The following is a 24275-nucleotide window of genomic DNA, read 5'->3' on the forward strand; positions in this document are numbered from 1 at the left end:
ATAAAAAAATAGTGGGAGCTTTTATCACCCCACTATTACATTTCTCATACTATTGCTTGCTCCAGCAAATAGATTGCAAAAACCAAGCTTTATTTTCGTCATTCAAACCCTGACGCTTCAAAACCTCCGGGAGGTCAGTATAACTTTTCCAAAAATCGGAAACTAAAGAAGAGATCTTCTCCGGTGCATAGATTACCGCTTCACTCAGACTTCCCATTTTACCAAATTCTTCCTTAAAGCAAATATATGAATCACGGTATTTTAACTGCTCCATAGATTTAGCTATTCGTCTAGATACTCCCAACAAGCCGTTCATATCAGCTGTTTCCGTAGGATAAACTATTTTAATAACCTTTTCCTGATCACATGACAAAACAGGCAAATCAACCGAAAGAGCAAACTCTTCACCCAAATATTCATATTTGGCAGGTTGACCATTTACAGTGACAGACTGAGGAACAAGTGATGAGAGCACTTTCACTTTGAATGAACGAGATTCAGGCATATCTTTATATCGGCCATCACGTTTACCGATAACAATCGTTCGTTCCTGCCCTTGGCTGAAAGATGTTAATTTAGTCACAGCATATTCCGAAGCATAGTTCTTATCATTTCCATTATCTTCATAAAAATTAAAGGACGAAATTCCATTTCCACCAGGGAATACGGTAACAACAACCTCCTCATCATTACCGTTCAGGTTCATCACCTTTCTTGTATACATCGGCAATACCGCTCCCGCTTTTACATAAATCGGATATTCGTCAATAGCAAAAGGACGTTCCACTATTTGTCCTCCTTTCAGTAAGGTACCTGTATGCAACTCATACCATTCACCTTCGGGCAGCCACACACGCACTTGTACATAACCATCTTTTGCAGGAGCTGTGGCAGGAGCAACCAGAATATCATCTCCAAACATATATTCATTACGGAACTCATATGCTTCCTTATTATCCGGATGATCATAATACATCGGACGGCAAAGTGATAATCCTTCATCATAACCTTTACGAGCCATTGTATAAATATAAGGCGCCATCTCATAACGTTGCTGGATTGTCTTACGAAGAACATCACAATATTCTTTGTTGAATACCCATGGTTCCTTATTCAAACCGGCACTTTTTTGAGAATGTGTACGCATAATCGGGCTTAAGGCTCCGAATTGCAACCAACGAGTGTACATTTCCGGATCTATACTTTCACCGATATGTCCTCCTAGGTCATGACTCCAATAACCATATAATACATTGGAAGCTGTCGAGTTGAAGTAAGGCTGAAAATCTAATGATTTCCATGAAACAACTGCATCACCGGAGAACCCCACCTGATAGCGATGATTACCCAAACCTCCCCAACGGTGATATAGCATCGGACGTGTGTCCCTGTTCTTTTCCATATTACTAAAGAAAGCATAATTAATCCACCAAGTGTTGCTCAAATTCTTCACCTTCGGATCATATATCCTTTGTTGCCAGTCCAGCCACCAAAAATCAACACCATCTTTCTCCATTGGCGTCAATACATTCTTAAACATATTTTTAATAAACTTCTTATCTGAATTTATCCATGGAATAGTCTGTTTGGACTGAGGATCAACTCCCATATCTTTTGCTAATCCAGAATATTTTTCTTCATAAGAAGCTACTCCATCCGCCGGATGTAAGTTAAGGGTGATTTTCACATCATTCTGTTTCAAGTATCCCAAAAACTCCTTTGGGTTCGGGAATAAATCACGATTCCATGTCCAACCGGTCCAACCACCTTTTCCTTGTTCTGTATAATGCCAGTCCATATCTACCACCAATACATCCAAAGGAATCTGATAAGTATGGAAATTATCAATCAGATTACGGAACTCCCTGTCAGAATATAACCAATAGCGTGACCACCAATAACCAAATGCATACCGGGGAGGTAATGGTACTTTTCCCGCAAAGAGGGTATAATCTTTCAAGGCAGCTTTATAGTCATGTCCATATGCCATGAAATACCAATCCTGTCCGCCATTAGCCGGACGCTCTTTCACCCAATCCCAATCTTTATTATCATCAAACAAAAGTCCCTGAGAATCATCAATCAGAGTCCAACCGTCCGTAGCCAACAGGCCATCTTCCAGTTTCAGTTTATCACCTTTCTTTGTATCAGCCACCCATGTTTGTGTCTGTGTATCACCATCCATACCATCCAATGTACGATAGGTTCCTTTCAAGTTGCCCTTCTGTTGCATACCGGGTTTCCAAGTAAAAGGTAATATTTCTTTAGAGGCAGTGATAACCAAGTTCTTATCTGTAAACTGTCCACTCTTTTTCTTATAACGCATCTTCATTTTGGAAGTCGTTATTTCAACCCATCCTCCTCTTGTTTTTAGCTTGTAATCTACCTGGGGATAGTTACGATTCACAACGATGTGAGATCTATCGTCCACGAATTTCCCATCCGGTGCATATTCCAGACGGATTGCTCCATCAGAAATGACTGTAAATCTTACATTGCCATCTGTATAAGCAATATTTCGCTGTGTGTTTTGCGCATGCAATACAAATATAAAACTCTGCATGACACAGAGTAAAAGCAATAATCCTCTTTTCATGATAACATTTAAAAGCAATAAATTTATAATTCGAGAATAAAATAGGGTCGTTGCAGTTATCATAGCTACAACCACCCTATGTCAACTACTTACTCTTCTTGAAAGTCGGAGCTTCCGCCTTCACAACCGGTCCGTCCCCTACGAGATACGGCCAATCATCGTCATCCCAATAAACTCTATCAAGCAATACTACACGACCTAAAGATGGATCGGCAGTCCGGTAAGCATGATAGATAATCCAATCTTTACCTTCATCATCCTGCACTATTTCAGCATTGTGCCCTGTCCCCAGAAACGCATCATTTCTGTGTATCAGTACCTCATGTTTATTATCATTCATGTTGTCACCTGATTTATTCAAATAAGGACCAAAAAGCTCGGTGGAACGACATACAACTGTCTGGTATGTACTATTTGCACCGTCACAGCAAGTACCTGTAGAGCAGAACAAATAATAGTATTTACCTCTTTTCAAGATATATGATCCTTCATAAGCATTGGTACCTCCAGTATTGGCAGCAACCTGTATTTTTGTCGCTTTTGCATTTTCAATACCTCCTTTCAGTCCAAGACCGTCTTCAGTCAATTCAATACCCCAAATACCATACCAGCTTCCCCAGAAAAGATATTTTTTACCATTATCTTCAATATAGAAAGGGTCGATACTATTATGAACATCGATCTCATTGCTACGGAATAATTTGCCTTGATCGGTAAACGGTCCTTCCGGCTTGTCCGAAACAGAAACACCAATACCACAAGTTGCTCCACCTCCCCACTTGGACAAGGAGTAATACATCACATATTTTCCATTGATATAATTGATATCCGGCGCCCAAATACCTGCTTCCGGTTCCCATGACGGTTTTTTATCATCCTCGTAAGCACCGCCCACATAAGTCCAGTGAACCAAGTCTTTGGATTTGTGTATCCATGTATTTCCTCCGGTAGCATACAAATAGAAATATCCGTCTTCCGCTTTTATCACTGTCGGATCCGGATTATCGGAATCGATGACAGGATTTGAATACCACACTTTGTCTGCCAATGGAGCTTGTTCTGCTTCACCTTTCTGTTTATCGCTGTTACCACACCCCCATGTAAGCAGGGAAAATATTCCAAGCGTAATTGTATGTTGTAAGTATAACATAAGTTCTCAGTTTTTATTAATTTTACTAATCTATTCCATACTCGAATTCAATTCAACACCAGGTCCCAATACAATATGGATTATGGAAGTCTTTGATTCTTTGTCCGTTTCTGAAGTAATTGGCATACCATCCGACTGAAACGCTTCCAATGTAATGCTAAACTGAGCTTCTTTTTCGTCCACTCCAAAAGCTTTCATATATTCCATTATCTGTTGATTGGTAAAAAGCTGTTCGCGTACTCCGTTATAAGTAAGTATGCTTTTATCTTCCACACCCATTGTTTCAGTTATTTCTCCATCTACCTGCAGTCCTAAAGTCATAACATACTTCGATGCTGTTTCTATATCCAGCCAACGGTAGACAAAAGCAACCCCATCCATATTTTCCTGTGTAATCTGTACATAATAATCATCAGATTCCACTTCTACTCTCGGTACACGTGGTTGTGGGTCACCCTCACTTTCCACATCTCCACATGCTCCCAATACAAATATATTAGTAAGCAGATATAGTATTATAAACAGTTTTTTCATGATTTTCATATTTTAATTTACTTCTTATGGAGATTATTCAGTCGGCTCCAAATATATCTTCATCTCATTAAGGTCTACTGTCAAAATGTATTTACCATCAGCAGCAACAATCCATTTCAAGTCACCGCCATTATCCTGATACCTTGCTTCTCCGAGTTCATGTTCTACGCCCGGATTTGCTCCTTGTGAAGGAGCAAAAAAGAATTTTCCTGCAAAATCTGCTCCATTCGGCTCCAACGCCAACTTAAACTCTTTACCGCCATAAAAGTTACCTGTATACGTCCAACGTTCTGGATGGCGTGGATCATTATTCACAAATGCACCTTCCTTTTTCATTTTACCCCAATCCCATCCGATGGTACTGGCATCGCCAACAATCCAAATCCCACCTTGCGGTAAAGGGTAAATACTAACGATATTCACATCCAAACGATTTAAGTCCACAACTATTGTATAGGTACCGCTTTTTGTGTTTTCAAACATCTCACCATTCCCTGCTTCTGCCACATATTGCAAAGAATTATCTCCATTCTCAGCTTTCATGTAGCATGGATAATCAGAATCCGGACTAAGTGCAAAGAAGTACTCACATGGCTTCAATTCTGCTGTCGACTGATATACTCCTGAACCCACAACCTTCTCGGTCATTCGGCGAACAGTTTTCTCTCCAGCATCATCCACCATCACCATATATATCGCAGTAGCATTCTTATCATATCCGATCACATTCAATTGCGTCTTCGACAACTCCGGTTTCAAGTATTCTACAGATGAATTGACCTGTCCTATAACCTCTGCTTCAATAGTCACCTTATCCCCAGGAAGTATACTCCAAGAAGCCAGTATATCATTTAACTCCTTATGCGTGAAACTAATGGAACGCTCTTCCGATTCAATCTCATACAAATCTGTCACATTAGAGTGTAAGTCTGCCATATACATTCTGAAAAAATAGGTGATAGTAGCATCAGCTCCTCCACGTTGAGCTGCAGCATCCCATGTAAATATAACAGCTGCTTCATTCTCTTTTTCTTTCTCCAAAGTAATTTCAGAAGAAGAAGCCTTCAAAAGCATCTGATCTACAGGAGTTTCAAGCGTGTAATACTCCGGATCTTTATTACAGCTCGCTACTATCAACATAAGAAAGAGCAAGCATATTAGTTTCATTATCTTATTCATAATTATGCTTTTCATTTAATTAATTCCAGAAAGGCGCCTGAACCAAGTTCGTGTTCTTATTCATTTCATCTATATATACCGGGAACCAGTACATCGCCCTTTTCCACACACGTGTCTGGAATACGGTTCTCTTATAAAATTCCTGACTATTTGTTCCTGCGAAATTCATACCATAATCATCTCCACACATCTCCGGGAGCTGTTCCACAATTCTCCATCGACGGATATCCGACCAGCGTGATCCTTCACAGCAAAGTTCAACACGGCGTTCCATACGAACTGCCTCACGTACTGCCAGTTGATTGTCATCTACATGAATGTATTTTGCATCATCTGCCGCTACGGCATCCAACGTATATTGGCGCACGCCTGCACGTTCACGGACTTTATTCACATATTTTAATGCATCCTCACGAGATGCTCTATTATCATAAGCCTCATTAACAGCCTCAGCATAATCCAAATAGGAAGCAGCTAAACGATATAGGAACATTTGACGCCATTTGTAACTACCATTCTTCGGATTATCCTGTGAATATACTTTCTTACGAACCAAATAACCATTTTGGGGTGCATCATGTGTATAATCATTATCTTTCTGATTCTTAAAGAATTCGAATTTACGCTCTGCCAAAGCATACCAAGAACCATTATAACTTACTGTAGTATAAAAACGAGGTTCGCGATTACAATACATATTATATGTACCTTCGGCAGTTATTTCTCCCTTTTGCCCTGTACCACCAGTCCAATTAGTAGATCGGGTTTCTGTCTCCGTTGAAAAACCTTCTTCTACATATTTCGAATTATCATCGTCTTTCGGAAGCCCATTCTTCATGAAGAACGCGTCCACCAAACCTTGATATACACCTAAACCATTTCCACCACCATATTCTTTAGTTACAGCTTTATTCGTATAGAACTGGTAACTTTGATAAGCATCTTCTTTTGTATATGGGAACAATATCTCCTTATTTCCATCTTGAAATTTCGTAAACCAAAGATTTTCAAGCGAAGTAAACGGGTCTATTTCTCCCTCATCATTATATTCTACGTACAAACGATAACCGGCTTGCTCTGCTACATCAAGCAATCGTTTGCAGGCTTCTGCCGCTTTCACCCATTTTTCCTGGCTATAAGTAGAATTGAACAATTCCTCACCTTCTTTATTCTTATGTCCAATGTACCACTCATTTCCATTTACCAACGGACTTGCAGCAAATAATAACATCTTCGCACGAACAGTTAGACACATAACTGAAGTTATACGACCATATTTCTCCACACTCTGCCATACAGCAGGCAATTGTTTAGATGCTTCCAACATCTCATTATCCAAATGGCTGACAATCTCATCAAAAGGTCTTTGTCCGACCATTAAATCTGAAAGAGTAAAGTCAGTCGGAGCAATGTAATTCGGTCTAAATGGGATAGGACCGTATGTCTCCAATAATTGCCACCAATAATAGGCCGCAAGGAAACGTGCTTCCGCTTTCATATAATCCACTTCTCTCTGAGGAAGGTCGGAATCAGGTAATGCATGTACACGTTCTATAAAAATATAAGCCTGACGTATTTTTCTCGGAAGACCATCCCAGAAATTTCCTGCCCATTGTGTATTCGGTGTCCATCCACCAAAAATCTTGGTGATATTGGGCCAGTCCCATTGCTGCCAACGTGCAGAAGCAGTCAAGTCATCTGCAAACACTTCCCAACCATACGTATTTAACCAGTCATTACCCGGATTAGGGATACGGCTGTATACATTGGCCAGCCATGATTCTACTTTTGTCTTATTCTCAAAGACCATGTCTATATCAATTTCCGTATCCGGTTCTTTATCAAGATACGTACAGGAACCCAACGATACGATGCCTATTAAACCAGCAACTATATATTTCTTAAGTTTCATTATCGTCATTTTTTTTAATTAGAAATTCAGGTCAACTCCAAACATTACAGAACGCATAGCCGGGTAACGCAGACCGGTGTTCGTATTTAATTCCGGATCCCACAGTTTGAAAGGAGAGAAACAGAATAAATTATTACCACTCACGTAAAAACGAATAGCTTTAGAATGTATCTTATCAGTTACAGATTGCGGTAAAGTATATCCAAGTTCCAGCGTTTTCAAACGCATAAAACGCATATTCTTTTTCCACCATGTAGAATTCCGGTAGTTCTGTCTGTTAGGTTCCTCCGTCAATCTCGGCCAGAATACATCTTGGGAAGGATTCTCTTCTGTCCATCTGTCGTTATAATTAGAGTAGACATTGCCTTGTAATGTTTGTCCACTACCCGGAATGAAATACGTAGTTCCACCAATCACACGATAAGTATCACCTGTTCCCTGGAAGAAGAAATTCAAATCCCAGTTTTTGTAGCTCACATTACCTCCGAAACCATAAACAATACGCGGGTCTACCGTTCCACCAATGTATCCTTCATCCGCATCAGTGATAATGCCATCGCCATTCATATCTATATATTTGATATCACCGGGACGTACTTTTGAAGCTCCAACGTCCTGTGTCGGTATACCGAATTTCAAATTACCATTCGCATCGAAATCATCTTCTGTAAACAATCTTTCTGCCTGCAATCCATACAAAGTATTTAATGAACGGCCTGTCAATCCTCTGTATGTACCTTTCACAGTTTCTGGCTCATCGTATTCGTCCACCCTATTAATAGCATATGTGAAATTAGAACGGAAACCTACAAACCAATCTTTATTAATTTGTTTATTATAGTTTAAGGAGAATTCCACACCGCGGTTAGTCACTTCACCAAAATTGGCCCAAGGGTTAGTCAAGAATCCTGTCTGTGAAGGAATAATCTTACGCTGCATAAAGATATTGGTACGTTTTTCTTTGAAAACATCTACCTGTAATTCCAATTCATTCCATAATCCCAGTTCAAAACCAAGGTTCATTTTCAGAGCTGTTTCCCAGGTAAGATTTTCAACTCCAACTTCTCCTTCTGAAATACCGGTACGACCAATCTGTCCTGTATCACCCCAGTTATACTTATCTGCATTGGTATTCAATGTTGTTATATAGGCAAAACGGCGTCCTCCGATATCATCATTACCAACTTTTCCTATAGAACCTCTTAATTTCAATTTACTCAATGTATTTCTGAAACGATCCATGAAAGGTTCTTCAGACAATAACCATCCGACTGCCACAGAAGGGAAAAAGCCGAAACGTTTACCTTTAGCAAAATTCTCTGAACCATTATATCCAAAGTTGAACTCCGTCACATAACGGCTATCGAAAGTATAAGACAATCTACCCGCAATACCTTGTTTTCTATAAGGTTGTACACTACCATTATCATAACTTTGCTGATTATACAGAAACAATGCATCTACGTCATGCTTTCCGAAAGTGTGAGCATACGTTAATGTTCCTTCAAAATAAACCCTCGAATTTCCATATTCCCCTTTATTTCCATGTCCCAAAGAGTCATCTCCATATTTAAGTACAGAATGAATCAGATTACCTTCAATGTCACGTCCGGTAGCAATACTATGATAAGTAGCATCCTTTCCCCTTGTAATCGAACTCTGATTCCAACGGTCGAAAGAAAAGGTTACTTTCGCTTTTAATCCCGGCGTGATCATCTTCAGATTCTGTTCAATAGCAAAGAGTGACTGAATCTGTGAAGCTGTAACTACGTCGTAACCTTGCTGTGTCACCGCTGCCCAAGGGTTCACATCATTAATAGCCATAATTGGAATAGTCCCATCTGAATAGCGGGCAGGATACACGAAAGGAGAAGTTATAAACGCTCTATCAAAAGCATCGTCCGTACTAAATGCCTGTTTGCGGTGTGTTTGGAGGAACCCACCGACATTTAAACGCAGCACTGTTGTCTTAGTCACATCCAAGTCAACATTCGCACGCATATTATAACGAGTTAGTTTCGTTCCTGTATCATAAGGCAAAGACTTATCCGTCTCCATGATTCCCTTCTCACCGAAATAAGAACCAACCAACGAATAGCGCAGGAAATCGGAACCACCTGATACAGTCAGATTCGCACGAGTAGAATAAGCATAATCCTTTGTTATTTCATCCAGCCAATTTACATCCGGATACAAATCTCTGTCATAACCATCTCTCGTTCTGTCAATCTGCTCCTGACTGAAAGGCAAACGCGACTTATTCTCTGTTATTTCATTTATCAATGCCATATGATCGGCTGCCCCAATAAAATCCGGAAGTTTTGTCGGCTCTGCAATAGAATGTTCCACACGCAAATTGACAGAAGGAGCTCCTACTTTACCACGCTTCGTATTGATAACAATGACACCATTTGCACCACGTACACCATACATAGCACTCGCCGATGCATCTTTCAATACTGAGAAAGATTCAATTTCAGCGGGGTCTATGTTATTCAAGTCGCGCTCGATACCATCTACCAACACTAACGGAGATTGTCCACCGGAGAAAGAAGCAATACCGCGAATCCAAAAATTCGAGGAATCGTAACCCGGTTCTCCCGAACGTTGAACCGCTATCACACCGGCAATCTGTCCTGCCAGATTATTAGACAAAGAGCGTGTGGCACCAACCTGTAACTTCTTAGGCTGTAATGTCTCGATAGAACCGATAACCGACATTTTCTTCTGACTACCATATCCAGTAACTACAACTTCATCCAAGGCTTCAATATCTTCTTCTAAAATTACATCAAAATTAATCTTACTTCCAACTTTTATTTGTTGAGTTTTGAAGCCAATATACGAAATCTCTATTACAGAATTCTTTCCGGGTACATTCAAATAAAAATGTCCGTCCATATCCGTAATCACTCCAGTCCCTGTCTGTTCCAGTACACGTACATTCACACCAGGAAGAGGATTCTTGTCCTTATCGGTTATCGTACCACTGATACGAATACCTTTCGCTTGCTCCGACATATTAGTCTTACCAGACATAGAAGAATGTTCCGGTAAAGCGGAGTTAGCGCTTGTTCCATAATAGAACAACAAGCAAACAAACAATGCTTTCTTCAAGTCCATAATATTAAATTTAAAAAACTCATAATAAATACTTTATCTCATATTGAGTGAGAGCAAAAGTAGACAATTAATACAAAATGTAATAAAATAGATAGACCAATAATTAAAAAAAATCGTTCAAAATGAAATTAAAATATAATTGAGATATCTTCTGACCTATTTCTGTCATTTTAAGAAATGTTCCGCACGCCCCGGAGTCAATAACTCCCACAAAGAAGCGACTGTCCATCCCGGTGCGAAGATATCGTTATAATACCCTTTCCCATTTTTGCCATAATCCCAGTTGGTATGTTGAACGACTTCCGGATAAAAACCGGATTTGGCAATTCCACATAGATGCCCTTCATGAGGTAACAATTGGCGCATGGAAGTAGAAATCACCTCCGCGAAATGGGCAAAACGTGGCTCCTTATATTCCTTTGACAACCATTGCAGTACCGAAGCAAATTCAAAAACAAACACATCAATATGGTTATTTTCTACAGAAACATTACCCCAACCACGAGTTTTTAGACCGATATCACCCAACATCTGACCTTGAGCAAAAGGAACGTCCCATACATAATACCATGACAATGCAAAATAAGCAGCCTTTCTTGTCAGGTCGGCATAATGACGATGCTCATCTCCTTTCGTTATCAACGAAAGATAATAAGTTGCCGTAGCAGCATAAAGAGAAGCCTCTTTATCTTCACAATTGGCATCGAGAGTAGATGAAAAATAGTCAGCTTTAGATATCAAGACTTTCTCCAAATAATCTGCTGTCCTTTTAGCACTAGCTAAATAACGTTTATCCTTAAAATATTTATATCCCATTATTAAAGGTAAAGTGGCCGAGGGTGTACTTCCTCCACTATTATCGACTATTGTAAAATCATCGTGGAATTTACGGGGGAAACTGCCATCTTCATGTTGCAACTGCAGAAGTATATCGAGCATATTTTTCATCTTTTGTTCCCATTCAGGATGACGACGGCCATTCTCCCTTTCATAAGCAAGAAAATGAAGCATAGCATAAACTCCTTCTGATTGACGACGAATACTATGTACAGGATCTTCATACCCTCTATCAAAGTTTACCGATTCTTTAAAGAAACCAGCCTGGGTAAAGCCATTCTTCAAATAACTATCGAATACTTTCATACTGTTTTCTTTCAGATCTTCTCTGCCACATTGCCAACTATATTCCCAAGCATTGAATGCATTAAGGAGTACACGGCCAATAAAACCAACTTCTGCCTGACCGTTACTCTGACAATCAGCAGTCCGCAAATGAATACCCGAATTAAAAGTCAACGAATTACCAGTCACCAGACTATTCACAAAAAAACGGCTCATAACTTCTTTCATATCCTCAATAGAATAAGGAGTATCAACCGGAACCGGAGCATAAGTGTCATAGCTATACTCCCACGCATTCCGAATAAAATCAGAATAATCATCAGCTTTATTCTCCAAGATCTCCCATGTCAGTAACATTGTTTCTCCTTTTCTCAGAGACTGAAAAGCCTCTACCGCCGGAGCCAATGTTAATTTTCGAATATAGCTTTTAGGTGCTTCACGGTAAGGAAAACCGAAAGAAAGTGTTGCCACTCCATTCTGATTTTCGAATCCAGTAAAACCTATTGAAGTTTTACCTGAAAGAATGATTTCTCCCTCTCGATGAGTAGACAAAACCTCATTAGCAAAATTGTCTATACGACTCACCGTCACAAAGCTTTTTTCCTTTTCTGAATAAATACCTGTAAGAGGAGCACTCAATCTATCCTCACGCACCAACCAGCTGTCTGATGTATGAAATGAAGGTGCTTCCTTAGGAGATCGCAGATTGCGACGATACCAGAACCCCGGCATATAGAACTGGCAATCATCATGATTAAAACCGGTTGACAACTGCTCGCTAAAATTAAAATAAACATCCTCTAATGCAGTTAGACTGACATTGATACGTAACTTACCATTCATATCCTCCATTCTCTGAGTTATTACCATCGGAATACCTTTGGAAGGTTCCAACAGATAAGATGAACAGTCATTCTTCAACTGCCGCATATCCAGCGAGTATTTTTCCGATTCATTTCCCGGTACTTTTAAGGAAATAGATGCTGAAATCTTTTCTGGAGTATAATTGACGGCTTCAACAGCCTCAACATATAACCCAATAAGTATTCCACAAAATAAGCATTTTAAATTCATGTAAATTCAATTAAATGAATCAGTAATAAAATAAATACTGGTTCTGTTAATACACTAATAATTCATTTTCAAACTTGAGCAACAGCTAATATTTTGTAGCCTGTGTGATACGCAACAAAAGTATGGAATTCTACCAGCTTAGGATATTAAAAACAGGTCAATAAATGAAATTCCAGTCTCAATTTCCCTCCCAAAGTATACATCTTCTGACTCTTATTTACGCAACCGAAAAAATTGAACTCATTTCTGAAGCCGGACATATGTTTTACCATCCGGTCCGACTCCTTTAACTACCAACTTCTTCCAATGTCCTGGCAATTTCGAAGGCAATTGTTTAATACCGCTATCTGTAATTTCCAAACCACAAAAGCCATTGATTACAGCCTGCAAAAGTCCTCCCGCACCAGTTGAGAAATAAGGATTAGTACCTCCTGCACCTTCAGAAAGTACACCGAACGGAGGTAGCTGGTTGGGACGGAAGCTTTGCACAAATAATTCATAAGCCTTATCCCCTTCACCAAGGCGTGCATATTGCAAAGCCAATACAGAGAATGACATTGCGGGGCCTCCTTTGTCAATCTTTCCCTCATAATACTCCAAATCCTTACGAATTTCTTCCGGACGGGTAATCAGGTTCAATGGATATACCAGTAAATTAGCATCCGCCTGCTTGATAACCTGTCCATTATAACCATCATACTCCATAGTCACTCCATTTTCAAATTTGGGGATGCGCAACTTTGCTGCTATTTCCTTCCAAATTACTGGAGCTTTAAGCCCACATATGGAAGCAGCTTTAGCAGCATCCTGTAATGCGCGTATAACAGTACCGTTCGTGAAGGCATTATCATCACCCTCTGCGTATTCATCGGCACAAACCACATTACGAATCGAATAAGAACCATCGTCATTCTTTTCTACACGACTTACCCAAAATTCTGCCACTTTCTCCATTAAAGGGAATCCTTCTTCACGCAACCATCGCTGATCGCCACTCATACAGTAATAATTCCAGGCCGCAATGGCGATATCAGCTGTGATATGATGTTCAAAAGGACCAGTCAACGCCCAAGTCGGACACGCTTCTTCTCCTGCATCATCACTTTCCCAAGGAAACATAGCCCCATCATATCCATAACTTAATGCTTTCTGGCAAGCAGCTTCCAGCCTATCTGTACGATAATCCATCATTGTTCGTGCAATGCCCTGATTCATAAAGAGCATAGGCGGATACATCCAAAATTCGGTATCCCAGAAAATATGCCCATTATATCCCTGTGAAGAAAGTCCAAAAGGAGGTATACTCAACCGACTTCCTTTGCGTGCATTGGAATACAGATTATAAAGTGCAAAACGCACAGTACGCTGTGCTTCATCATCCCCCTCAATCACAATATCACCTTTCCACATCTCGTTCCAGAGTTTCCGATGCCCATCCATCAGACGCGTCAATCCCTCTTTCGCACCATAAATCACTTCACGGTCTGACTCATTGTATGGATCTATAAAATCACGTCCGGTACAAACAGCACCTAATAAAGTAAAAAAGAATTTCTCTCCTTTCTTTAATGAAATAGAAATCTGACCACTCCCATTATATTGTTGCTGCACACTGGAATTCTTATCATAAATAAATGCGGAAGAAGCTGAAACTTTTTGTTCGCGGTATTTTGATAAAGCCCAAGTACGCACTATTTTTATATCATTCCCATTAACATTCACATTGACCAGTTTCGAACCTATGTTTTTATACTCATCAGGTATCTCAATAGGATTTGACACTGTCAAATACATATCCCCCAGTGCCACAACCTCCACACGAACCAGTCCTGCATAAGGTAAATTTCTTAGAGCACAGATGCTATAAGATACATCCGCTTTTCCATCACAAGTGAAGTGCGTATTATGGGTAGCCTCTTTCATATCTATACACTGTTCCCATCTCGAAATATTATCACCATTTACAGTCTGTCCATTAATTTGCATCTGCAAATTGAATGGATTGATTCCTCGTAAAACACGACTCACATCTTGAGGAGTAGCAGAATCAAAAACATGGTTTAGCATGACATGGCGAATAGAAAACGGTTCTTTCCACGGCAGGATACCAATCCCCCCATTGGCAACTGTTGCCCCGTAATAAGTTCCGTGATAATCAGTTGTCTGTATCTTCCACAAACTATCCTGTCCATTTGCCTTAATAGTAAGAGCTGATACCAGACAATAAAATACGATAAATAGATTTCTCATATAAAAAATAAGATATTTAATTTGTTAATGACATCCGACACAAAAATAGGGCGTATCTGCCAATCATTAGGAAATAACCTGACCAAATGATGTGACAAATAAACCAAAAGCGTACTAAAAATAATATTTAAGCCAATTTTGTTACCAAAATTGGCTTAAATCAAAAGACAGATTATTTTATCTTATTTAAATACGTACTTCAATCGGTTTTCCATTCGTAATCTTACTTCTTTTTACAATCTTATGATCCTTTTTTATCAGAACCAACAGTTTGTCATCTTTATCGCGCTTCACCTCAATATCGAATATGGAACCAAATGCACAGATACGTTTCAATGACATCGTATTCCAACTTTCCGGTAGCTGCGGTGTCATCATAAAAGCATCCAATGCAATGGGACGGATACCGAACAACCCCTCGGTCATAATGCGACAATACAAAGCACTTTCTGTGGATAAATGCCTTTGGTTTCCCTCCGGCCACGCTTCCACTGCGTAAGGAACATGATCACCCAACAAACGAGTAGCAGAGTATTTATCCAAATATTCAGTAGCTATATCTCTGGCACCACAAGAGTAAGCCCCCCGGAAAGCATAGAGTGTAGAACGATCCCAATAAGTAGAAGTACCCGATTGAGTTAACAACCCATTCTCCATCCACAGTTTATCAGAGAATAGAGCCTCCACAGTACCTTTCGCCTGATCATAAATACCCATAGTCAGAGGAATGCAAATCCATGAACGCAGCACTGTATTACCATCATAATAACGATAGGTGTCATACCCCTCTACATTACGGGCAAAATATGCATCAATATTCTTATAAAGTTCAGCAGCCCTATCCTGATAAGACTTTATCTGTTTATGTTCTTTTTTCAGTGCCTTTCCCAAATAAGCAGCTGAAACCAAGGCATCATAATATAATGAAGATGTACATAGATTGGCTTTTCCGGCAGGAAAACGATTTTCAAGTTCATCAGAATCAGATTTTACCACCCCATCCGCATTCAGCTGGCGATGACAATATTCCAGACACCATTCAATCAGCGGCCACAATTTTTCAGCCTCATTACAATTACCGGATGCCAAAGCATAACGTGCTGCGCCATAGCCAACCATTGCTACATCACCACGATCACCCGCAACACCAAAACAATCAATCCCTTCTGCAATTATAGATGAAGGTAAAGGTTTATACTCATCATTCATATAGCGCATAAACAACCCGAATGAATCCATAGCCGAACGGTTTCCGGCTTGATAACCTAAATATGGAAAAAATGGATTGATATATTCGGCCTGATCATTCGCCCAAACAGCAGCGTAATAAGCTTCTCCACCTGGGCTCTGCATATATCCGCCTTTAGTATCAAATATGCTTTCCGAACCACGTATCTTGGCAAAAGAAAACATAGTATTGATTACGTCACTCGGAGTCTCTAACACAAGGTTACCCTGTATCTGACTCAAAAATCTCCGACGTGCCAGAAGTTCATTATTAACATCCAACGCCAACTCCTGATCATGTTTCTTATATCCTGCATAGATTACCTGAAACCAGGCCTTTTCTCCGGCTTTCAGTAGATAAGTACCATCTTTTACCGGAGAAGAAAGGGTAGCCGTTAATGTATAACTGCCTTCCACTCCTTTTGCCTCATCAGTATAATAAGAAAGAGTGGTCGATGGGAGCTGAACTGTCTGTGGGTGATCTGTCGTATTCTCCAACTCATATTTCTCACAGAAGGCCGGTTGTGACGTGGAAGGAAAAAGTGTACGTGTCAACGAAATCCCTCTAGTAGCATATACACTCTTTACAGTCATAATTCCATTCAGCGATACAGTCTCTACCTTTTCACCTACTAACGGCTGGCCATTTACAAGGCATAAATGTGCCCAGTCTCCATTAAAATGATGCTGCAAACTACCATGGGTATCATTAGGGATAGTACGAAAAGTAGGTAAAACCATATTCCGGTCAATCACCCATTCACCAGCTTCATTAACACCATAGCGCAATACTGTTGAAACTTTCAGTCCACTCATTTCAATATGGTCATTATGCACACCATTCACTCTCCAGCAAATACTGTCAGGTGAAGTAATCACCCATCTCGTTATCTCACTGGCATTCAGAAAACTGGTATACAATCCAATTAGTAATAGTGTAAACCACAAAGTCTTTTGTCTGGTCATCATATCTTATCGTATTATTAAAATTTTCACACTTATAAATTATAAATCCTCAATATAACAGATGATATAGAGTGAAATACAACTCTATATATAATCTACTCTTCTTTCGAATTAACAAAATCCTTAGGCAATACCCCAAATTGCTTTTGGAAACATTTAGCAAAGTAAGACGGAGAATTAAATCCCACCATGTAGCAGATTTCATTCACCCGGTTTTCTCCCTCTTTCAACAATTGAGCTGCCTTTTTCAAACGCTCCAGGCGTAAGAACTCATTCGGACTCAAATCCAACACTCCCTTTATTTTCCGATAAAAGTTAGACCTGCTCATATTCAGGTTATCTGCCATGTCATCCATGCTAAATTCAGGATTGGCATAATTAATCTGAATTACTTCGTTCAACCTTTTGATAAATTCCTCATCAGCTTTTGTTAAAGCCATTGTATTAGCAGCTATAAAAGGAGACTCCGCAAAAGCTTGACGCAGTTTCTCTCTATTCTGAATAAGGTTAGAAGCACACGCTTGTAGATATTCTACAGAGAAAGGTTTTTCAATATAAGCATCTGCTCCCAGTTCCATCCCCTCTATCTTTGATTGTATATTGGTCTTGGCAGTCAGCAGGATAACCGGAATATGGCTGTAATTCAAATCCGACTTAATCGTCTTACACAATTCGAAACCATCCATCACGGGCATCACAACATCACTTATCACCAGATTCACATAGTTACCATCAAGCACCTTCAATGCTTCTGCACCATTAGTAGCTGTCAACACTGTATAATCTCTCGACAATTGACGAACAACAAAAGTAAGCATATCAGGATTATCTTCTACTACCAGCACAGTGGGACGGTTATCTTTCCTTCCCGCCTGTTCGGCAGGGATTTCGTTTACCCTATCAATTTCCACCTCCGCCTCTGGGGTTAAAGTGATTGTCATATCCTGAACGACCGGTAAAGTCAGACAGAAAATGTTACTTTCTTCTCCTGTCTCCATAGCCAAAGTTCCCTGATGTAATTCAGCCAACGAGCGAGAGAGTGCCAAACCGATTCCAGTGCCAGTAGTCACCTTTCCATCCTCTTGCTCATTGAAACGAACAAAAGGTTTAAAAATCTCCTCTTTCATTTCATCAGGAATGATTACTCCATCGTTTACTGTGCGAATACGGAATAGATTATCATCATCAGTTTCGGGTATTTCCAGCATTACATGTACATAACTCTCGGCATATTTCATTCCATTGTTCAACAAGTTGCTGATGATCTTCGTAAATGCTTCCTGATTAACATGGGCATAGAAATCTTTTTCTGGTACCTGTAAGGTAAATTCCAACCCTTTCTGTTTTGCAAGAGAAGTGAAACGTACATGAGTTTCCTTCAAGACCTCTGTTATATTGCATTTTGCAAAGTTCAACCGGAATCCCTGGCTTTCCGTCTTGCGGAAGTCAAGTAGCTGATTGGTCAGATTGAGTAATCGTTCCGTGTTCTGTTTCATGACGTTCAAGTCTTCACGGGTTTCAGCATCCACTTGTTTTTTCAGTATGATATTTTCCAACGGACCTTTAATCAATGTCAACGGTGTACGTATTTCATGAGCTACATTCGTAAAAAAGTCAATCTTTGCATGATAAACTTCACGTTCTTTCTCCTGCTCAAACTTCTCCATCTGCCTGCGATGCTTGTTGTTACTACGCCTCTTGAAATATATAATTACATACAAAGAACAACCTATAATCAACAAAGCATATACAAAATAAGCCCAAACAGAAAGATAGAAAGGAGGAAGAATATGTACTTTTAATGATATTCCATTTTCATTCCATACTCCATCACTATTAGAAACCTTCACTTTGAATGTATAATTGCCATATCGCAGATTGGAATAAGTAACAATAGGGCTTTCGCCAATTGTCAGCCAATCCGCATCAAAACCATCCAATTTATACATGATTTTACTCATTCTTGGAGCTTGAAAGTCCAATGCTGTTACCCGGAAAGAGAAAGAGTTCTGACTAGACTGAAGAATAAGTTCATCAGAGAAAGTGATACTCTTTTCCAATGGAGATCCCGGTTCACCGACATACACTTCTTTGCCAAACAATAGGAAATCCGTAATCACAATAGATGGGAGCGACCTATTCTCTGAAAAGGTCTTCGGATTGAAAGCGATAAAGCCGTCGATACTTCCCAGATAAATCGTACCATCTTCCGTCTCCAGGCTGGAGTGGTAATTAAACTGATCGCCCAGCAAACCATTGGAGGTAGTATATACTTTCATTGCTCCGGTAGTAGGTTGGAAACATACGAGGCCATTATTCGTTGTCAGCCAGAAAAGTCCATCTTTATCTTCCACAATCTGATAAACGACATCATTTGGCAATCCGTCTGCCAGATTATAGCTGGTAAAGGTTTCCGTTTCCGGATGAAACAAACAGAACCCTCCACCTTGAGTTGTCAACCAAACTTGTCGGTGAGAATCTTCGAAGATACTTACCACTTTATCATAAGGAAGGCTTTTCGGATTATTTTCATTATGCAAATAATTCTTCCATTTCTTCTCACTTACATTATAACAGTAAGCACCGTTTGCGTAAGTGGCCAGCCAGAGGTTTCCTCCCGAATCTTCTTTTATATCATATACAAACCGGCCATTCAGTTCCGGTATCCGGTCAAAATCATCAGATTGTCTGTTGTAGCGCAACAAACCGAATAAAGTACCCAGATAAATATCCCCCGTCGTCGTTCGGCAAATGGAGAAAACGCTATTATCTATCAATGAACGGGGCGAGTCTGTCTTCTGATAGGTTTTCACAATAGCTCCTGTACGAGTATCCACCACTTTTACTCCTTTCGAGAAAGTTCCCACCCAAAGATTATCATCAACCAGGCACAGTCCGTGAACATTTGTAAAAGCATTACTTGGCGTAAAGAAAGAAAAAGTCTTGGTTTTAGGATTAAAACGATTCAAGCCACCATCTTCCGTACCAATCCATAGAATTCCCTGGTTATCTTGACAGAACTCACGCACTCGTTTCCCGTGCAGGCCATTCTCTATTCCTTTCGGATAATATTTCTCGAAGTTCGTATAAAAACGAGGATAGTAGTTTATACCGCCGAAGTAAGAGCCAATCCAAATGCCACCCTCACGATCTTTACACAATGAATAAATGGCATTATCGGATAAAGAATAAGGATCATTAATCGAACTGCGCAAATGAACGTACTTACCTAGCCGGAGATTATAGATATAAAGTCCCGACTCTGCACCAATCCATAGTTCATTGTCAGAAGCAACCAACAGTTCACGACAGAAAACAGACTCCCCGGATTCATCTTCGAAAAGTAAATCATGCAATTTGTTTGAAGTCAGATTCAATTCTTTCACTCCTCCTTTTAAAGAACTTATATACAAGCAGTTGTATGCACCTTTTACAATACAGGTCACTACGTCGTTCGCATAAATTTCCTTGTTATTCACAGGCGATAAATAAGGATGGAGAGTTTTCAGACGGTCTTTCGAATAGAAAAGTCCATCGCCATAACAGCCGATCCAAAGGGTTCCGCTATTGTCAAAAGCAAAAGTCTCAACATTGGTGGTAAGAAAGGAGAAGTTCTGTAAGGTATAGTTCTGAAGCTCTCCTTTTTCCAGATTATAACAGAACAATCCCTGTGATTCCACTGCCATCCAGACACACCCCTGATTATCTCCGGAGATAGCCGTCACAGTATGTTCTATCCTTGTATTCTCTACACTTTGTTTGGTAAAATGCTCGAAAGAATCTTTTTCCGGATAATAGATATAAAGCCCTACGTCCGTACCCACCCAGATACTTCCTTTTTCATCCTCGTAAAGTGCCGTGATGAAATTATTGCCTATGCTCCGCTGACTACGGTCATCATGCTTAAATTTACGGAATGACAGACCGTCATATCTGTTCAGTCCATCCTTGGTGCCGAACCACATAAAGCCCTGCTTATCCTGTAAAATTGTATTTACTGTATTCTGCGATAATCCATTCTGTACACTTAGATTTTTGAAATAATAGTGTTCGTCTGCCACTTGAGCGTGACAGAGTATCTGATAACAAATAAGACAGATTAAAAGAGTCAGGGTTTTCTTCATACTATGTGTTTTCTATCCTTTCGTTTTGAGTTACCAAATGTAGGCAAAATCATAGCGGAAAGATAGTAAATATGTCTCAATGAATGAAAGAATAGTCCTATTTTTCTATTCGGATACACGCATCAACTGTTATAACGGCTCTTTGCGCAGCTAAAAACGGATTTATATCCATTTCTTTGATTTCTGTAGCGAAATGTAGCAAGGCGGACAAACGAACAATAGTTTCAGCAAATTTATCTTCTTTGACTCTCTTTTGTCCACGTGTTCCCTGAATAATTATATAAGCACGCAGTGAATGAATCAGAAATCTGCACCGACGAACGAAAGCTACTAGCTCCTCTTTATTATCGGAAACAAACTCATCTACCAGCGGAGTACCGGCAGCATGCAGTAATGCTTGTACGTAATTGGAAGCAATATAACCATTCTCCGGAATAGAATCAATAATGCGACGAATCCTCAAAATGTCTACCCCGCACCTTCGGCATAGACGATAATGTTCCTACAAAGACAAAATAAATTCCGAATAATGAAAAAGGTATATCAAAAATTCCATAATGAAAGTTTTTTTTAACATACCTCACATTCTTTTTACCTATCTGTTTCAGTCTTTACAGCTGAACCGTTACCCAAAAGATTAGGCCAAGCTTTATCATCCCAGTAAACTCTATCAAGCAATACCACACGCCCTAAAAAAATACCTAGTAACCAATAAAGAAAAAACGGTTTAATACAGAAGAAGATTCAGCCAGCAAAGCCTTACGCTGTTCGCTGTCAGCAGCAAATAAACTGGTAGACAAGATTTCCCCTATTGATCCGTTAGTTGTTACTACAGCAATTTGTTTGACGCCCTCCACCAATTTTCCATTTTGGGGAGAAACAATGTGCCGACGGCTGGGAGAGTCATTGCCGGAGGTTGTAAGGCATTCGTTGTGAAGAAGTATATCATTAATTTTCCATCCCGAACCTACCGGATGATTACCCAAAGCAAGAATAGAACTGTTTCCCATATTTATCAATGCATTTTCTATCAGAGCCTCATTCAATATACCTCTGATTGTTTCCAAAGCATATCCCTTGAGAAAGCCGGACAAATTGATAGTTACTCCCGGCTGTGAAAAAGCGACACTACGATCTCCGGCAGATAAATGTACTGAATGTATAGTGTTCTGATTGTAATTTTCCGAATGAACTGTGATATCGAAGCATCCCAAAGTCCTACCATTATATTCCAGACATAAATCGATCATTGAATAAAGTTCTTCGCTAAGAACAACGGGAGAAACAGAGGCTGTCCGGTTGAGAATAGACAATTCGCTGGCCGGATCATAAAAGTTCGCCATCTTTTCCAGCCGACACAATGCATCATAAATACGATTGACCACAAGCAGCAACTCCCCTTCCGGTTTCCGGCTGCATAAGATAATATCCACCCGTGTATGCATGGAAAGGAACCAGGCATAAAACAAGGAGTTACCATCATTTGACGGTTTGTATAGATGTTGAATAGTGGTCTGCATCGTATAAAACACAAATTAGGCACGGATTACACAGATTACGCGGTTTTTATTTCATTAGAGTAACCGTGAAACCCGTGTAATCCGTGCCTGAATAAAAATCATAAAGGAGTTTTGACGTATCTCCTAATAACTAGAAAACGGAACTATTTCAGTTCTTTAATCTTCACGTTCTTGAACCATACTTCATCTCCGTGGTCCTGAAGAAGTATATTACCTTCCTCCGGATTTCCGAAATTAGGCCAGTTTTTATATTTACTGTATGCTACCAATGCATTCCACATATCATTGTTACGATCATACTCAATCAGCTTAACTCCGTTCAGCCAATGTTCTACATGATTGCCTTTTACAATGATAGTAGCAGTATTGAATTCTTTCTTGTTGAATGGTTTATCTTTAGGAGCCGGAATCAGGTCATACAACGAGCCCAGCTTTCTGTTGCCTTTCACACCCAGTTTTGCATCAGGATGCTTGTCATCGTCAAGAATCTGGAATTCGCAACCGATAGCAGAGCCTTCCCCTTTATTCAGCCCCGGATTCACAAAATATTTAACTCCGCTATTTGCACCTTCAGTAATCTTGAAGTCTACTTTCAGAATAAAGTTCTTGTATTTACGGGTAGTCACAATATCACCACCATTTGCAGATTCAGCTCCACCACTCTTCATTACTTTCAAAATACCATTTTCTATCTTCCAGCCTTTTGCAGGGAAAGTAGAAAGTTTAGCGCCTCTCCATCCGTCAGTAGTCTTACCATCCCATAATAGAGCCCAGCCTTCTTTTGCTTCGCTCGGAGAAATCGTGTTGGCAATCAGATTCACTTCCGGTGCAGCTTGCGCTTCCGGTGTCTGATAGCGTTCTACATCCGTCGTACAAATACGGATATCCTTCCAACGAACTGTTTTTCCTTCATCAGCCGCATTTCCAATAGCGTGCACTTGCAAAGCAATGAAACCTACAGGAGTCATATCATCCCAGATATTAGCACAAGGAACTCCGTTTATCCAGGTACGGATCGAATTACCAACAGCTTCAATACGGGCTTTATTCCATGCGTTATTCTTAAAAGCGGTTTTTGCCGACGGATTCAGTGTCAAAGGATAAAGCCAGTTTCTACGTGCCTCATCATAAATGCCACCCGACCAAGCGCGCTTCGAAGGATCAATCTCAAACTGATAACCGTGTACGCGGCCTTTCTTATAATCCTTCTTGCTTTCACTGCGAAGCTGTACGCCGGAATTTAAACCATCATCTATCTTGAAATCAAATTCAAGGATAAAGTCACCATAATTCTTTGTCGTTGCCAGGAATGTATTGGGAGTTCCCATCTTAGATACACCGACAATAGCGCCATCTACAATTTTATACTCGGCTTTGCCATTCAATTTCTTCCATCCTTTCAGGTTTTTCCCGTTGAAAAGAGGTTCCCAGTTTTGTGCGCCCAACGAAGCGGCACAAAATAAAAGTAAAGTTAATACAATATTTTTCATGATTATTT

12 protein-coding genes and 1 pseudogene are annotated in these 24275 nt (G+C 39.9%); all 13 read right to left on the reverse strand.

What is annotated here, in order from left to right:
- Window positions 1–49: 49 nt before the first annotated feature.
- Window positions 50–2596 carry a glycoside hydrolase family 31 protein gene (locus tag HMPREF9010_RS22715; protein WP_004311159.1) on the reverse strand — a complete coding sequence of 849 codons (2547 nt, stop codon included), beginning with the start codon at window positions 2594–2596 and terminating at the stop codon, window positions 50–52.
- An 85-nt stretch (window positions 2597–2681) separates the two neighbouring features.
- Complete coding sequence (locus HMPREF9010_RS22710; RefSeq protein WP_008646550.1) at window positions 2682–3746, reverse strand: family 43 glycosylhydrolase; 1065 nt, start codon at window positions 3744–3746, stop codon at window positions 2682–2684.
- A gap of 30 nt (window positions 3747–3776) precedes the next feature.
- Window positions 3777–4289, reverse strand: coding sequence for a hypothetical protein (locus HMPREF9010_RS22705; RefSeq protein WP_004311156.1), 513 nt, complete (start codon window positions 4287–4289; stop codon window positions 3777–3779).
- Window positions 4290–4313: 24 nt separating this feature from the next.
- Window positions 4314–5459, reverse strand: a complete 1146-nt coding sequence (locus HMPREF9010_RS22700; RefSeq protein WP_004311155.1) for a SusE domain-containing protein — start codon at window positions 5457–5459, stop codon at window positions 4314–4316.
- Between the two features lie 19 nt (window positions 5460–5478).
- Window positions 5479–7371: a RagB/SusD family nutrient uptake outer membrane protein gene (locus HMPREF9010_RS22695; protein WP_004311154.1), complete on the reverse strand. Its 1893-nt coding sequence runs from the start codon at window positions 7369–7371 to the stop codon at window positions 5479–5481.
- 18 nt (window positions 7372–7389) lie between these two features.
- Window positions 7390–10494, reverse strand: a complete 3105-nt coding sequence (locus HMPREF9010_RS22690; protein WP_008646554.1) for a SusC/RagA family TonB-linked outer membrane protein — start codon at window positions 10492–10494, stop codon at window positions 7390–7392.
- 165 nt (window positions 10495–10659) lie between these two features.
- Window positions 10660–12690, reverse strand: a complete 2031-nt coding sequence (locus HMPREF9010_RS22685) for a hypothetical protein (protein WP_004311152.1) — start codon at window positions 12688–12690, stop codon at window positions 10660–10662.
- A gap of 240 nt (window positions 12691–12930) precedes the next feature.
- Window positions 12931–14940 (reverse strand): glycosyl hydrolase family 95 catalytic domain-containing protein, encoded by a 2010-nt coding sequence (locus tag HMPREF9010_RS22680; RefSeq protein ID WP_004311151.1) that lies wholly within the window; start codon window positions 14938–14940, stop codon window positions 12931–12933.
- A gap of 186 nt (window positions 14941–15126) precedes the next feature.
- On the reverse strand, window positions 15127–17136 hold the full coding sequence (locus tag HMPREF9010_RS22675; protein WP_004311150.1) for a hypothetical protein: 2010 nt from the start codon (window positions 17134–17136) through the stop codon (window positions 15127–15129).
- A gap of 92 nt (window positions 17137–17228) precedes the next feature.
- Entirely contained in the window at window positions 17229–21257 is a 4029-nt protein-coding gene (locus tag HMPREF9010_RS22670) for a two-component regulator propeller domain-containing protein (protein ID WP_008646557.1), read from the reverse strand.
- Between the two features lie 97 nt (window positions 21258–21354).
- Window positions 21355–21732, reverse strand: a pseudogene (locus HMPREF9010_RS22665) (acetate--CoA ligase family protein); the annotation flags it as partial.
- Between the two features lie 226 nt (window positions 21733–21958).
- Window positions 21959–22777, reverse strand: a complete 819-nt coding sequence (locus HMPREF9010_RS22660; RefSeq protein WP_008646558.1) for an FAD:protein FMN transferase — start codon at window positions 22775–22777, stop codon at window positions 21959–21961.
- 143 nt (window positions 22778–22920) lie between these two features.
- Window positions 22921–24270, reverse strand: coding sequence for a DUF1080 domain-containing protein (locus HMPREF9010_RS22655; RefSeq protein WP_032852408.1), 1350 nt, complete (start codon window positions 24268–24270; stop codon window positions 22921–22923).
- Window positions 24271–24275 lie beyond the last annotated feature (5 nt).

The organism is Bacteroides sp. 3_1_23, from assembly GCF_000162555.1.
GTDB classification, from domain to species: domain Bacteria; phylum Bacteroidota; class Bacteroidia; order Bacteroidales; family Bacteroidaceae; genus Bacteroides; species Bacteroides ovatus.